Annotated in this window: 11 protein-coding genes; 2 read left to right on the top strand and 9 right to left on the bottom strand. The window is 60.3% G+C overall.

What is annotated here, in order from left to right; all coding sequences use genetic code 11:
- Positions 1 to 253 precede the first annotated feature (253 nt).
- The 8 genes from VF629_RS14540 to VF629_RS14505 form a co-directional block, all read right to left on the bottom strand.
- Positions 254 to 1,780, bottom strand: a complete 1,527-nt coding sequence (locus VF629_RS14540) for a murein hydrolase activator EnvC family protein (protein WP_331059233.1) — start codon at positions 1,778 to 1,780, stop codon at positions 254 to 256.
- 81 nt (positions 1,781 to 1,861) lie between these two features.
- Complete coding sequence (locus VF629_RS14535; protein WP_331059216.1) at positions 1,862 to 2,638, bottom strand: DUF4292 domain-containing protein; 777 nt, start codon at positions 2,636 to 2,638, stop codon at positions 1,862 to 1,864.
- Positions 2,631 to 4,451: a tetratricopeptide repeat protein gene (locus tag VF629_RS14530; RefSeq protein ID WP_331059215.1), complete on the bottom strand. Its 1,821-nt coding sequence runs from the start codon at positions 4,449 to 4,451 to the stop codon at positions 2,631 to 2,633. The genes VF629_RS14535 and VF629_RS14530 overlap by 8 nt, the downstream gene beginning before the upstream one ends.
- Before the next feature lie 112 nt (positions 4,452 to 4,563).
- Positions 4,564 to 5,574 (bottom strand): sugar phosphate nucleotidyltransferase, encoded by a 1,011-nt coding sequence (locus VF629_RS14525; RefSeq protein WP_331059214.1) that lies wholly within the window; start codon positions 5,572 to 5,574, stop codon positions 4,564 to 4,566.
- A 61-nt stretch (positions 5,575 to 5,635) separates the two neighbouring features.
- Positions 5,636 to 6,073 carry a dUTP diphosphatase gene (gene dut / locus VF629_RS14520; protein ID WP_331059213.1) on the bottom strand — a complete coding sequence of 146 codons (438 nt, stop codon included), beginning with the start codon at positions 6,071 to 6,073 and terminating at the stop codon, positions 5,636 to 5,638.
- Positions 6,074 to 6,139: 66 nt separating this feature from the next.
- Positions 6,140 to 6,412, bottom strand: a complete 273-nt coding sequence (locus VF629_RS14515) for a hypothetical protein (protein ID WP_331059212.1) — start codon at positions 6,410 to 6,412, stop codon at positions 6,140 to 6,142.
- Between the two features lie 68 nt (positions 6,413 to 6,480).
- Positions 6,481 to 7,992: a polysaccharide biosynthesis C-terminal domain-containing protein gene (locus VF629_RS14510; RefSeq protein ID WP_331059211.1), complete on the bottom strand. Its 1,512-nt coding sequence runs from the start codon at positions 7,990 to 7,992 to the stop codon at positions 6,481 to 6,483.
- Positions 7,993 to 8,092: 100 nt separating this feature from the next.
- Complete coding sequence (locus VF629_RS14505; protein ID WP_331059210.1) at positions 8,093 to 8,884, bottom strand: enoyl-CoA hydratase/isomerase family protein; 792 nt, start codon at positions 8,882 to 8,884, stop codon at positions 8,093 to 8,095.
- Between the two features lie 235 nt (positions 8,885 to 9,119).
- Here VF629_RS14505 and mscL point away from each other — a divergent pair, with 235 nt between their 5' ends.
- Together mscL and VF629_RS14495 are read left to right on the top strand one after the other, a co-directional pair.
- Positions 9,120 to 9,548, top strand: a complete 429-nt coding sequence (gene mscL / locus VF629_RS14500) for a large conductance mechanosensitive channel protein MscL (protein WP_331059209.1) — start codon at positions 9,120 to 9,122, stop codon at positions 9,546 to 9,548.
- A 237-nt stretch (positions 9,549 to 9,785) separates the two neighbouring features.
- On the top strand, positions 9,786 to 10,241 hold the full coding sequence (locus VF629_RS14495; RefSeq protein ID WP_331059208.1) for a hypothetical protein: 456 nt from the start codon (positions 9,786 to 9,788) through the stop codon (positions 10,239 to 10,241).
- 73 nt (positions 10,242 to 10,314) lie between these two features.
- On the opposite strand, the gene infB is transcribed toward VF629_RS14495, so the two are convergent.
- Positions 10,315 to 13,365: a translation initiation factor IF-2 gene (gene infB / locus VF629_RS14490; protein WP_331059207.1), complete on the bottom strand. Its 3,051-nt coding sequence runs from the start codon at positions 13,363 to 13,365 to the stop codon at positions 10,315 to 10,317.
- Positions 13,366 to 13,628: the final 263 nt, after the last annotated feature.

Raw genomic sequence — 13,628 nt, 5'->3', positions numbered from 1 at the left:
GCCTCCCGAAAGCGCCACCTTTGTTTCGGTTATCGGTTGCAGCAGGCTAGTAGCCACTGCTGCCGACGGCTAAGTTTGTTTTCATAGCTCAGAAAGACCCGCGCCTTTGGCTCGGGTTTTTTTTTGCCCGAGGAACAGTGGTGAGGGGTGAAATGGCGAGGTGGTGAGTTTGATGTTTTGACTGCGCCATTTGCGCCAATAATAACATCAAACTCACCACCTCACAATTTCACCAATCCACCAGCCCACCATCTCACCGATGGCCCAGCCAGCGCTCTGGGTTCAGGTTGGCCGAGTTGTGCCACACTTGGAACTGCACCGCCGAGGTGCCTTCGGCGTCGGTGGCCACGGTCCCGATAACCTCGCGGGCGCTCACCCGCTGGCCCTCGCTCACGTTCACTGAGCGCAGCTTGGCGTACACGGTGAAGAAGTCGCCGTGCTGAATCATGACGATGGTGTTCATGCCCGCAATGTTGGCAATGGTGAGCACCTTGCCGTCGAAGCACGAGCGCACGGCCTCCCCCGCCCCGGTCTGAATGTCAACGCCGCGGTTTTCCACGGTCACGTTCTTCAACACCGGGTGCGGGTGGCGCCCAAACCGCTGGCTGATAAAACCGCGGCTCACGGGCCAAGGCAGCCGACCCTTATTGCCCGAGAAAGACGACGACAGCAACGCCGTTTCGGGCGTGAGGGCGATGCGCACGGCGCGCCGGTCGGCGGCGGCTTCCGCGGCCGTTTCGGGCGCGTCGTTCTCGGGTGAGGCAGTGGCGTCGTCCGATGATTCGGTGGTGCGCCCTCCCCGGGCCGGACCTGCTCCGCCGCGGCTAGGCGAGTTGCGGGCAGCACGAGCCGCGGCCACCGCGGCTTCCCGCCGGGCAGCCAACCGAGCAGCGCGGGCAGCGCGGGCAATTTCTTCGCGCACCCGCTCAGCAATGAGGTTATCGAGGCGATTGACGGCGCGGCGGCGTTCTTCCAGTTCTTGGCGCAGGCCTTGTTCCTGCTGGCTAAGCTGCTGCACCATCTGGTCCTCGCGGGTTTTGAGGGTGAGCAGGTTGCGGTTTTCGTTTAGCTGGGTGGTGAGCAGGCTGCTTTTGCGGCGCTGCTGCTGCGTGAGGCCCGTCAGCTGCTGGTGCAGCCGCTCCTGCGTGCCCATGATGCGCGCCGCCTGTCGCTGCCGCTCTTCGGTGTATTGGCGGATGTAGCGCAGCCGCAACGCAAACTGGTTGAAGGACTCGGCGGCAAACAAAAACATCAGCCGGTTGAAGCTATTCGAGGTTTTTGACGCCGTGTAGAGCAGTCGGGCGTATTCGGCTTTCAGCTCGCGCAGGGTTTGTTGGGTCTGGAGTACCTGGGTGGCCGTTTGGTTGACGTTGGTTTCGATGCCCCGGAGCTGGGTGGAGATGCCCTGAATCACCTCTTTCTTCTCGTTCAGCTTGCCTTTGAGGGCGTTGAGCTGGCCGAGGCTCACCTTTTTCTTTTCCTGGGTTTGGGTCAGGGCCTGGCTGGTTTCCTTAATCTTGCGCAGGTTGGCCAGCCGCTCGCGCTCCAGCTGGGCCTTGCTTTTGGTGCGGGTGGAACGAGTGGCCGAGGAAGTCCTGGGCCGGCTGCTGGCCGTCCGCGTCCGAGTGCTCGCGGACCGAGTGCTTGGCCGCGTGGTTCTGCTTTTGGCCTTGGTGCTTTTCGCGGGCTGCTTCTTGCGAGGCTGCTGGGCGCTCACGGGCAGCGCCAGCCAGCAACTGAGCAGGCACACCCACACCCACCGCGCGCGCGCCAGTTTCACCAAGGCTCTTGCCTCGAAATTTCCTGCCTGAGTACTTGCTTGTGCGTGCTTATTCAACGTGCGCCATTCAAAGCTGGTCGATTATTTCAGCCGCCGGTAGCCTTTGGGCACGGCAAACGGGAAAGTCAGCCGTTCGCGCCCGGCGTTCACCTTGGTGTAGTTGATGGCGGCCGTGACCACGCCCTCAGAAGGCTGCTGCGCCTGAATGAAGGTGGCGTGCGCAAATGGGATAGACGGTTCCTCTTCCAAGGGGCGGAAGTCGCTGTAGTCCACGGTCAGGTTGCGCTTGGTGCTGTCGTCGCTCACCTTCAATTGCTGCACGCGGCCGGTACCGGCTTGCAAGAGTCGCTCAATGAGCACGCCGGCCAGTGGGTAGGTCACGCGCTGGCGTCCGGCTTCTTCGGTAGCGATGGTGGGCTTGGTGCCGGCGGGGGCGGGCATGTAGTCGCCCAGCAGCAAGGCTTGCATTTGGGCAAAGCTCACGGGCACGTTCAGCAGCTTGCTCAGGTAGTCGTAGCCGCCCGAGAAGTAGGTTTTATCCAACCGGTTCAGCACGCGCACCGAGTCGCGGGTGAGCACCGCCCGCACGCCCTCCACTCCCACCAGCGACGCCGACACCCAGATGATGCTGTCGCGGCGCATGCGCAAGGCCAGGTTGGCCCCCTGCTTGTTGCCCTTCATGTTGAGTTGGGCCTTGCCTTTGGCGCTCAGAAACTGAAACGAAGTGTTGGTGGCGCGCACCGTGGGTTCGGCAACCACCGTCGAAACGGGGCCAGTGGTAGAGGCGGTGGGCACGGCCTTGCGGGCGCAGCCCCCAAGCACCAACCCCGCCGCCAGCAACAACTTTAATTTACTCATACAATTTGCGGTCTTTCAATTTGCGCTCCAGCAGGTCCGAGGCAACCCCGGTCTTGCGGGCGCGCTGCCATTCGGCCACGGCTTTGTCCTTGTCGCCGAGCTGGAACAACACGTCCCCGTAATGCTCGATAACGGAGGCGTCTTTGGTGGTTTGCAGGGCTTTTTCGAGGGCCGTTTTGGCGCCGGCGTAATCTTTCAGCTTGTACAGCACCCAGGCGTAGGTGTCGAGGTAGGTGTCGTTCTCCGGGAATTGCTTTACCACTTTGGCCGACATCTGCTTGGCTTTGTCGAGCTTTTCGCCTCGCAACGACAGAAAGTAGCTGTAATTGTTCAGCACCTGCACATTGTTGGGGTCGCTGGCCAAAGCGGCTTCGTAGGCCGCGTCCGACTTGTCGTACTGCTTCATCTCGTGGTAGGCGTCACCGAGTTGCGCGTCGAACTGCCCCAGCAGCTCGGCGTTGTTCACCACCAGCTTGCGGCCGTGCTCCAAGGCCTTCACGCCCTTCTGCGGCTGTTTTTTCAGCAGGTACGCCACGCCATTGTAAAACCACAGCGAGGCCTGGTTCGGGAACAGTTCCAGGGCGCGGTCGGTGTGCGTTAGCAGGGAGTCGGTTTGGTTGAGCTCGGCGTCAATCAGCACCACCTGCTGCCAGATTTGAAACTTGGAGTTGTCGTAGCGCAGGGCCTTCAAGTAGGTATCGCGCGCGTCTTTCTTGCGGTCGGTCAGCGTCTGAATGTCGCCAGCCACGGCGTAGGCCTTGGCGTCTTTGGGGTAGGACTTGATGGTGGCGGCCGCCAAGTCCCGCGCCAGCTGGTTCACGCTTTCCTTCGGGTTGGGCAGCTGCTTGATGTAGCCCACCAGAATGCGTACCCGGTCGTCGATGTCGAGCGTGGAGCTGGCAAAAGCCAGCTTAAGCTCCTGGCCGGCTTGCTCGGGCTGGTTCTGCTGGCGGTACACCTCGGCCAGAATCAGGTGGGCCTGGGGGCTGTCGGGGTCGAGGCGCAGGGCCTGCTGGGCCACGCGGGCGGCATCCGCGAAGCGGTTGTTGCTGGCAAACATCTCGGCCTGGGCCAGCACGTAGCGGCTCTCGGTGGGGTTGGCCCGAATCAGCTTCTCACCCTCGGCAATGGCCAGGTCGAGCTTGTTCTGCTTAAGGTAAATCTGCTGCTTTTTAAACGAGATTTCGTCCACCTGTCCAAACTCCTTCTCGGCGTCGTTGAGCGTGGTCAGGGCCTCGGGCAGCTTGTTTTGGGCCAGGTACAAATCGGCCAGGTTGAACAGGTAGCTGCCCGAATTCGGCACCTGCTTGATGAGGGCCGCGTAGGTTTTGGTGGCGCCGTCGTACTGCTTCTGGCTGGCCTGAATTTGCGCCAGCAACAGGTAATAATAAGCGTTTTTGGGGTCGAGCCGGGTGGCGGTTTCGGCGTAGTTGGTGGCGTCGCGCAGGTTGCCGCTCAACAGGTTGGCCTCGGCTATCTTGTAATTGATGGCCGCGTTGTCGGGGTTCAGGGTATGGGCCCGCAGCAGGTTTTCCAGGCCCTTGTTGTAGTCCTCGAGCAGCACGTACTTCACGCCCTCCACAAACAGCGCCTCGCTTTGCTCCCGCTCCCGCTCGGTGAGGGGCGGCGCGGCGGCGCGCTTGGCCCGGGCTTCGGCCAGTTTCTTGTCGAGCTCTTTCTGTTCTTTCTCCAGGGCGCGCTGCTCCTTGCGGGTCAGCTTGGCGGGTTGCGCGGGCGCGCTGCCTCCGGACTGCGCGTAGCCCAGGGCCGTCAGCCCCACCCAAAACCACAGACTAAGAACTACTTGACGCATATACAACAAAACCGGGCCCCAGGCCCGGCTCACGAAATTACGGGTAATAAGCCAACGACGCGGCCTCCACCGGAAGGCCGCGTCGCTAGTAACGTAATTCCTACCTAAAATGTCACACGCGCAACTGGTTATAATCGCCGAGGCTCAAATCGTCGGGCGTGCCGGTCACGGTGGCAAAGTTGCCAATCATCGAATTGGTGATGACCGCGCTGAGCACCGAAGCCGACTGCTGCACGATGGAGTTGGACAAGCGCGAGTCGCGCACGTTGGCCCCGGCCCCCAGCGACACGTGTGGCCCAACGACGGAATCCGTGATGATGGCGTTTTCGCCGATGTACACCGGCTCCAGCAGCACCGAATTGGTGATTTTGGCCGACTCGGCCACCAAAGACTCGCCGCGCTCCTTTAGGTACTCCAGGTAGCGCTGGTTGGTGAACACGGTGGCGTCCTTATTGCCGCAGTCCAGCCACTCGGTCACGCGGCCGGGCACGAACACGGTGCCCTTGTTTTTCATGTTTTCGAGGGCGTTGGTGAGCTGATATTCGCCCTTGTCCTTGATGTCGTTATCAAGCAGGTATTGCAACTCGTTGCGCAGGTACTCGCCGTCCTGGAAGTAGTAGATGCCGATAATGGCCAGGTCCGACACAAAATCCTGCGGCTTCTCCACAAACTCCGTAATCTGGCCCTGCTCGTTCAGCTTCACCACGCCAAACGGGCGCGGGTCTTCCACCTGCTGCACCCAAATGGTGCCGGGCACCGACGAATCGAGCGTGAAGTCGGCTTTGAACAGTGTATCCGCGAAGGCCACCACCAGCGGCCCAGTCAGCGACTCTTTGGCGCATAGAATGGCGTGGGCGGTGCCCAGCGGCTCGTCCTGGTACACAATAGTGCCTTTGGCGCCCACCGACTCGGCAATTTTCACGAGGCTCTTTTCCACCTCCGCGCCGAAGCGGCCGATGATGAACGCCACTTCGTCGACTTGCTCGCCGCATACTTTGGCAATGTCCTCCACGAGGCGCTGCACAATGGGCTTGCCCGCAATGGGAATGAGCGGCTTGGGAACGGTAAGGGTGTGGGGGCGCATGCGCTTGCCCATGCCGGCCATCGGGACAATGATTTTCACAGTGGAAAAGGCTGAAAGGTGAAGGTTAAAATTTCAAGGAAATATAGGGCTGCCGCTGGATTTACCCAACGCCAGTACTCCCATACCCGCCCGCGCCGCGTTGGGTTTCGCCCAATGCCTCCACGGGTTGCCAGGTAATGGTTTCGTGCTTGGCAACTATCAGCTGGGCAATGCGTTCGCCGTCGTTCACCACAAACGGGTCGTTCGATAAATTCACGAGCAGCACGCGAATCTCGCCCCGATAGTCGGCGTCGATGGTGCCCGGGCTGTTGACAATGCCGATGCCGTGCTTCACGGCCAGCCCGCTGCGCGGCCGCACCTGCGCCTCGTAGCCCACCGGAATTTCCATGCTCAGGCCCGTCGGAATCAACACTCTCTCCAGGGGCTGCAGCGTGATGGGCCCGGCGGGGAGGTGGGCCCGCAAGTCAAGCCCCGCGGCGTGAGGCGTCTGGTACTCGGGCAGCGGGTGGCCGGAATGATTGAGGACGGGAATCTGCATACGGGCGGGCGATGACGGAGGCCGGCAAAGATATACACCGACCCCAGCCTTGGAATTACGCGCCCGCTATTCTTTCCCGTCGAGCGGCGGGGCGACGATGAGCACCCACGGCTCGCGCAGATAGGCGGGGAGCACTTGCTGGCCGTGGTCGGCCAAGGCGGCTATCCGGACTCCTTTGGCACGCAGAGCCTGCACATCGGGGAAAGTAGGCCACCACGCGCACAGGTTGCGACTGGAGTAAAACATGACCTCGTTTTCTTCCAGTGACGGGGCATTGAACACCACATAGCGAGCAGGCACCAAGGCGTCGAGCTGCCGGTAAATAGCCGTGTGGAGCAACTTGTCGCGACGCTGGCCCTGGATGGCCGGCTTGGCAAAGCTCGCGGCCTTAGGCCAGGCAATTTGTGTTAGCGGCTCTCAGAACCACTCAACCGTTGCGGCCGCTCCACCAGATACAGCGCAGCCAGAAACGCCAAGGTCAGGCCCGCGTGCCAGGCGTGGCGCACCCACCAATCTTGTGGTTGTATCCACCACCCCAGCGCTACCAGCGCGGATGCTGCTAGCAGCCACAAACCCAGCCGCAACGCCGGGTATGGCACCGGAAAGTGCCGCTCGCCCAATCTCCAGCACAACATAGCCATCATGAAATAGCAGGCCAGCGTGGCTATAGCCGAGCCCATGTAGCCCAGCACCGGAATCAGGAGGAAGTTGAGGACGATGGTAAGCACCGCGCCACCTGCGCCGATATAGGTGCCGTAATAGGTCTTGTCCGTCAGCTTGAACCACACCGAGAGGTTGTAGTACACCCCCAGAAACAAGTTGGCCAGCAACAGGATGGGCACCACGCCCAGCCCTTGCAGGTATTCAGGCCGCTGCAAGAACGTACCCGCAATGTCTTCCACATTCAAGCTGATGCCCACAAAGATGACCGCGCAGCACAGCGTGAACCACTTCAGAATGAGGGCGAAGGTGGCCGGCGAATTCTTGTCGGTGCTTTGGGAGAAGAAGAACGGTTCGGCCGCGTAGCGAAAAGCCTGAATGACCAAAGTCATGAAGATGCTGAGCTTGTAGCACGCCCCGTAAATGCCCACCGCCGTGAGACTGCTTTGGCCCGGATAGAAATTATCGGGCAGCCACTTGGGCAGCAGAATGCGGTCCAGCGTCTCGTTCACCATTCCCGCCAGGCCCATTAGCATCAGCGGGTAAGCGTATTGCAGCAGCGGTTTCAGGAACGCCAGGTTCAGGCCGAAGCGGAAGTCCAATAACTCGCGCCACAGCAGCAGCAGCGTGAGGCCACTGGCAAAGAGGTTGGAGAGAAACACGTAGCCCACGCCCAAAGTGGGGTCATAAAGACGCGCCACCAAGGGCTGCAAGCTGGGCAGCCACTTGCCGCTCATCACGGCTGGACAAAGGATGATGAAGAAGAGGTTCAGCACCACGTTCGCCACAATGCCCACCAGCTTGATGGCAGCGAATTTACGCGCCTTGTTTTCCAGGCGCAGCCGGGCAAACGGAATGGCCGTCAGCGCATCCAGGCCCAGTATCAAGGCCATCCACACGGCGTACCGTTCGTGCTCAGCAGGTATTTCCAGCAACCCCAGCAGCGGGCGCGCCAGCAAAATGAGAATGCCCGTGAGCACCACAGTGCTCACCAGCAGCAGGCTCAAGGTGCGGCTGTACAGTTCCTGGCGGTCGGCGCCCGGCCGGTTGGCAAACCGGAAAAACGTCGTTTCCATGCCGTAGGTGAACACCACGTTCAAAAACGAGATGTAGGCGTATAGCCCCGTCACCACCCCGTATTCGGCCGCTGCAAAAGCCTTCGTGTACACCGGTACGAGAAAATACGTGAGCACGCGGCCCACGATACTGCTCACGCCATACACGGCCGTTTGCGAGGCCAATCTTTTCGCTACACTCATTCTTTTTTTAATGAAGAATGAGGAACGAGGAATGAGGAATTAGAACGTGCCGAGCGGCCATTCCTCATTCCTCATTCCTCGTTCCTCATTGGTAGAAGGCTTATTTGCCGGTGAATACCGCCGGGCGCTTCTCCACAAATGCCGTGGTGCCTTCTTTGAAATCGTCGCTTTCGAACGCGCGGCCAAAAGCCTTTACCTCGGCCTCGTAGCCGTCGGCGTCTTTGGCGTAGTGCGCATTCACGCATTCCAGCACCATGCCCACGGCCAGGGGGGCTTTGCCCAGAATCTTGCCCAGCAGCTGCTGGCAAAACGCCAACAGCTCGGCCTGGGGCACCACGTGATTTACCAAACCCAAGCGCAGGGCTTCATCGGCCTTCACTTGGTCGGCCGTAAGCAGCAGCTCAATGGCCTTGCCTTTGCCGATGAGCTGCGGCAGGCGTTGCGTGCCGCCGTAACCCGGCAGCAGGCCCAGGTTCACCTCCGGCTGGCCAAAACGGGCATTGTCGGAGGCCACGCGCATGTGGCAAGCCATGGCCAGTTCACAGCCACCGCCCAGTGCAAAGCCGTTCACCGCCGCCACCACGGGTTTGGTGCTTTCTTCGATGCGGCAGAATGCTTCCTGGCCATGTTCAGACGCGCGAGCCGCCTGCGCCGGCGTTAGCGCGGCCAGCTCGGCGATGTCGGCTCCGGCCACAAAAGCCTTTTCGCCGCTTCCGGTCACAATGATGCCGCGTACGGCCGGCTCGTCCAGGGCCCGCTGCATGGCCCGGTCGATTTCGTCGATGGTGGCCGCGTTCAGCGCGTTCAGCTTGCTGGGACGGTTGATGGTAAGGGTGAGGATGCCGGTAGCGGAATCCAGGTCGTACAGCAGGTTTTCGTAGGAAGCAGACATAGCGAACACAAGGGCCGGAATGATTTGGGCCCGCCAAAGATAGAACACGGGCATGGAGACCTTGGTCGGCCCACAGTCATTGCTCGTCGTCTACACGGCTTTATCAACCGAAACAGCGCACGTTGCTGCCTGTCGTTCTCCCAGCTTTGCAGGGGGGAGACCAATAGAAGTATTTGCTTATAAACAGGTAGATTTAGCTCAACACTCCTTTTTCACCTTAACACCTTTTGCCACCATGGGTTTTGTTTCCGAATTCAAAGAGTTCATCTCTAAGGGCAACGTGCTCGACTTAGCAGTCGGCGTCATCATTGGCGCAGCGTTCGGCAAAATCGTCACTTCCCTCACCGACGATATCCTCATGCCCATCCTGAGCTTGTTCACCAAAGGCATTGACCTGCAAAACATGTTCTTCACCCTCGATGGCAAGCCGTACGCAACGCTGGAAGAAGCCAAGAAAGCGGGTTCTGCCGCCATTGCCTACGGCAGCTTCATCAATGCCATTATCTACTTCCTTATCATCGCCTTTGTCATTTTTTGGGTGGTGAAAGCCGCCAACAGCATCAAGAAGAAGCCGGTCGAAGTATCGCCCGTAGCGCCACCGCCCACCACCGACCAGCAGCTACTCATGGAAATTCGGGACTCGCTACGCGCCGGCCGACTTTAAACCGAGCCCTTCCATTGAACGTGAAAAAACTGCTGTCCATCGAGTGATGGGCAGCGGTTTTGCCTTTTTGGCTTCAAGCTCTCATTTATCAGAAGCCGGTAATTGGTCGATTTAAAATAAGTTGCGAACTTAGGGGCAGCTTAACGTCCCAGTGGGCCCCGTCCCCTGGCGCAATGAACCACCCCGTGCGAACATTCGTTAAGTCGCAACTTCTCCTTCCACCGCTTCGCTTCCGACATGAAAATTCTTTTCGCCGCCGCACTTTACAGCGGCCTCAGTTTTGCCGCCGTTTCCGTAGCGCATGCTCAAACCGGCCCGGTTTTTCCCTCCTCGGGCCGCGGCACCAGCGAGGAAGGCGCGCGCCGCAACACCGGCAACAATGCCCAGGAACTGGCTCGTAACCAGCGCCGTGCTTCCATGACCCCCGAAGAAATCAAGCAGGACCAACAAATGGCCCTCCTCGAAGCCCGCACCGGAAACACCAGCTTTGGCCGCAACGGCGGCCCCGAGCGGCAGTTCGACTCCAACCGCAGCGGCAACGGCTTCATGGTGCGCAAGTTCAAATCACAACCCGGCAAACCTGGCTATATGTCCCAAAAGCGCGGCATGAGCCACCCAGTTGGTGCTTCCAACCCCAAGGGTAAACCCCTAGTGCACAAACGCAAAAGCAAGAAGCAATTCCTCCTCTTTTAAGCTTACCTCACTTAACACAAAAAGCCCCGGCTGCGCATCGCAGCCGGGGCTTTTCTTTTGGCAGCTTTCGCGTTTACAGCGTCCGCTTGATTTCCTTTTCTTCGAAGCCCTCAATGTTGTCGCCTTCTTGCAACTCGTTGAAGCCTTTAATGGAAATACCGCATTCGTAGCCCTGGCGCACTTCGCTCACGTCGTCTTTGAAACGCTTGAGGTCCTGAATATCGCCGGTATGCAATACGATGCCGTCGCGTACCACGCGCACCTTGGTTTTGCGGGTCATGGTGCCTTCCGTCATCATACAGCCGGCAATGGTGCCGACTTTGGTGATGTTGAACACCTGACGCACTTCGGCGTTGGCCACCACCACTTCCTGCACCGTCGGGGCCAGCATGCCTTCCATGGCATCCTTCACCTCGTTGATGGCATTGTAAATAATGGAGTACAGACGAATGTCAATCTGCTCGTTCTCGGCCAGTTTGCGGGCGCTCTGCGAAGGCCGCACCTGGAAACCGATGATGATGGCGTCGGAAGCCGAAGCCAGCAGTACATCGCTTTCCGAGATGGCACCCACCCCTTTCGAGAGAATGTTCACCTTCACTTCCGGGGTCGAAAGCTTCAGCAACGAGTCGGAAAGAGCTTCCACCGAACCGTCCACGTCGCCTTTTACCAGGATGTTGAGTTCTTTGAACGAACCGATAGCCAAGCGGCGGCCGATTTCGTCCAGCGTGATGTGCTTCTTGGTCCGGATGGTTTGCTCACGGGCCAATTGCAGACGCTGAGTGGCAATTTCGCGGGCTTCGCGTTCCGTCTCCATCACTTGAAGGCGGTCGCCGGCCTGCGGGGCACCGGTCAGACCAAGCACCTGCACCGGCGTAGCGGGCGGAGCCGTCTTCATTTTCTTGCCGCGGTGGTCGGTCATGGCCTTCACGCGACCGAAGTGCGGGCCGGCCAGAATCACGTCACCTACGTTCAGCGTACCGGTTTGCACCAACACGGTGGTCACGTAGCCACGGCCCTTGTCCAGCGAAGCTTCGATAACGGTGCCAATGGCGCCACGGTCAGGGTTCGCCTTGAGGTCGAGCAATTCGGCCTCCAGCAGCACCTTCTCTAGCAAGTCTTCAATGCCAATGCCTGACTTGGCCGAAACCTCCTGGCTCTGGTATTTGCCACCCCATTCTTCCACCAGAATGTTAATCTGAGAAAGCTCCTCACGGATTTTCTCGGGGTTGGCCGAGGGCTTATCAATCTTGTTGAGGGCAATGATAATTGGCACCCCAGCTGCTTGCGCGTGGTTGATGGCTTCCTTCGTCTGCGGCATCACCGAGTCGTCGGCGGCTACCACGATGATGGCGATGTCCGTCACCTTGGCACCACGGGCACGCATGGCCGTAAAGGCTTCGTGACCAGGCGTATCAAGGAAGGTGATGGGCTGACCCGATTTGGTCCGCACCTCGTAAGCACCAATGTGCTGCGTGATGCCGCCGGCCTCGCCCTTGGCCACACTTGCGTCGCGGATGTAGTCAAGCAGCGACGTTTTGCCGTGGTCAACGTGGCCCATGATGGTCACGATGGGGGCACGGGGACGCAGGTCTTCTTCGGCGTCGCCGGCATCAATGCTGATTTCTTCCTCTTCTTTCGACAGGAATTCCACGTCAAAACCGAATTCGTCGGCAATCACCGTAATGGCTTCAGCGTCGAGGCGCTGGTTGATGGACACGAACATGCCCATGCCCAAGCACACCTTAATAACCTCGTTCACGTTCACGTCCATCAGCGAGGCCAAGTCGTTGGCCGAGATGAATTCGGTGAGCTTGAGGGTTTTAGCGTCTAGCTCGTTCTGCGCACGCAGGGCCTCGCGGTCCTCTGCCAGCATGCTTCGCTTGTCGCGGCGATACTTGGCGCGGTTGGCCTGGCCGGTGGCTTTGTTGCCGCCGAGTTTGGCCAGCGTGGCCTTAATCTGCTCTTGAATCTGCTTTTCAGCCTGCTCTGGCGTGAGTGCGGGCGCATTTGGCTTGGGACCGGGCTGGCCGGGGCGCTGGTTGGGCTGGCCCGGACGCTGCCCGCCTTGGCCTTGGCCGCCACCGGGGCGGTTGCCTTGGTAACCACTGCCACCACCTTGGCCGGGAGCACCAGCCGGGCGGTTGCCCTGGTAGCCGGGGCTGGGCGGCGACGTAGTGCTGCCAGGAGGGCCGGGCAGGCGCGTACGCTTCTTCTGGCCGGGGCCAGCGGGCAAGCCACGCTTGCTTACGTCCGAAGAGGCAATAGGACGGGGGCCACGGCCACCCGGACCACGACGGTCGTTGTTAATGGAAGACAAGTCGATTTTGCCCAGAACCGTAAGGCCCTTTAGCGTGTCCGACTTAGCCACAATAGTGCTGGTATCTTCGGGAGCGGCGCTTTCGACTGGAGCTTCCGGTGCAGGTGCAGCAGGAGCCGCAGCCACTGGGGCAGCAACCGGTGCGGGCGCTGGCGCCACGGGAGGAGCCAGAGTCGGCTCAACTTTAGCTGCAGGCTGAGCCACGGGGGCCGCCGGTGCCGGGGCAGGAGCTTCTACTTTGGGCGGCGCAGGTGCTTCCACCTTCGGAGCTACTGGCGCTGGAGCTGGGGCAGGAGCTGCGGCCGCGGGTGCCGGAGCTGGCTTGGGAGGCACTACCCGGCCTTTGCTGTCCAATTCAATTTTGCCCAACACCTTGAGCCCAGGCGCGGCTGGCGCTTGGGGAGCGGGCGTGGGGGCAGGTGCCGCAGCGGCGGGAGCCGCCGGTGCGGAGGCCACAGGGGCGGGCGCCGGAGCAGCAGCCGCTACGGGAGCAACGGGCGCTGCCGGCTTGGGAGCCGGCGCAGGCGCAGCCATAGGGGCCGGACGCGGGGGTGCCGGTGCGGGCTTGGGCGCCGCATCAAGGTCGCTCTGACGCTTCGCCTGAATGACCTTTTGGGCCTCCTGACGGTCGTGAGCTGAGGCTGCAAATTCCTTTTCAAGCGAGGCCACTTGCTCACCGGTGAGCTTCGTGGTCGGCTTGTTTTCTACTTGTATGCCTTTTTTGGCCAGGGCCTCGACCACCCTGTCCATTCCAATGTTCAGGTCTTTGGCCGCCTGTTGTAGCCGTTTCGGGGTTGCTTCCGCCATTCTATCTTTTCTCGCGTACGATACGCTTCTAATTGCAAAGGTATTACATTAAATCTTGCCAGCAGGGCGTAAACCGCGCCTGCTGGCACGATTTATTACCCTTGCCGTACCGGCCGCGCGGCCGTCATTGGGCTGACTCGGCGGGAGAGCTTGCGCCCGCTTCCTCAGCAGTTACTTTGGGTTCATCGGTCATTTCAGCCACCAAAGGAGTGTGTTCAGAGGTAATCTCGGCTTCCGAAGCGTGCGTAACCGCGGCTTCTTCG

Source organism: Hymenobacter sp. (genome assembly GCF_036388155.1).
Classification (GTDB): domain Bacteria; phylum Bacteroidota; class Bacteroidia; order Cytophagales; family Hymenobacteraceae; genus Hymenobacter.
Note: the sequence above shows the minus strand (reverse complement) of the source record. Positions and strands in the feature narration are given on the sequence as shown.

Bases quoted from the DNA above. Each gene is read 5' to 3' on its own strand.
- dut (WP_331059213.1), bottom strand. From the start codon at position 6,073: ATGCAGATTCCCGTCCTCAATCATTCCGGCCACCCGCTGCCCGAGTAC.
- infB (WP_331059207.1), bottom strand. From the start codon at position 13,365: ATGGCGGAAGCAACCCCGAAACGGCTACAACAGGCGGCCAAAGACCTG.
- VF629_RS14505 (WP_331059210.1), bottom strand. From the start codon at position 8,884: ATGTCTGCTTCCTACGAAAACCTGCTGTACGACCTGGATTCCGCTACC.
- VF629_RS14535 (WP_331059216.1), bottom strand. From the start codon at position 2,638: ATGAGTAAATTAAAGTTGTTGCTGGCGGCGGGGTTGGTGCTTGGGGGC.
- VF629_RS14530 (WP_331059215.1), bottom strand. From the start codon at position 4,451: ATGCGTCAAGTAGTTCTTAGTCTGTGGTTTTGGGTGGGGCTGACGGCC.
- mscL (WP_331059209.1), top strand. From the start codon at position 9,120: ATGGGTTTTGTTTCCGAATTCAAAGAGTTCATCTCTAAGGGCAACGTG.
- VF629_RS14495 (WP_331059208.1), top strand. From the start codon at position 9,786: ATGAAAATTCTTTTCGCCGCCGCACTTTACAGCGGCCTCAGTTTTGCC.
- VF629_RS14510 (WP_331059211.1), bottom strand. From the start codon at position 7,992: ATGAGTGTAGCGAAAAGATTGGCCTCGCAAACGGCCGTGTATGGCGTG.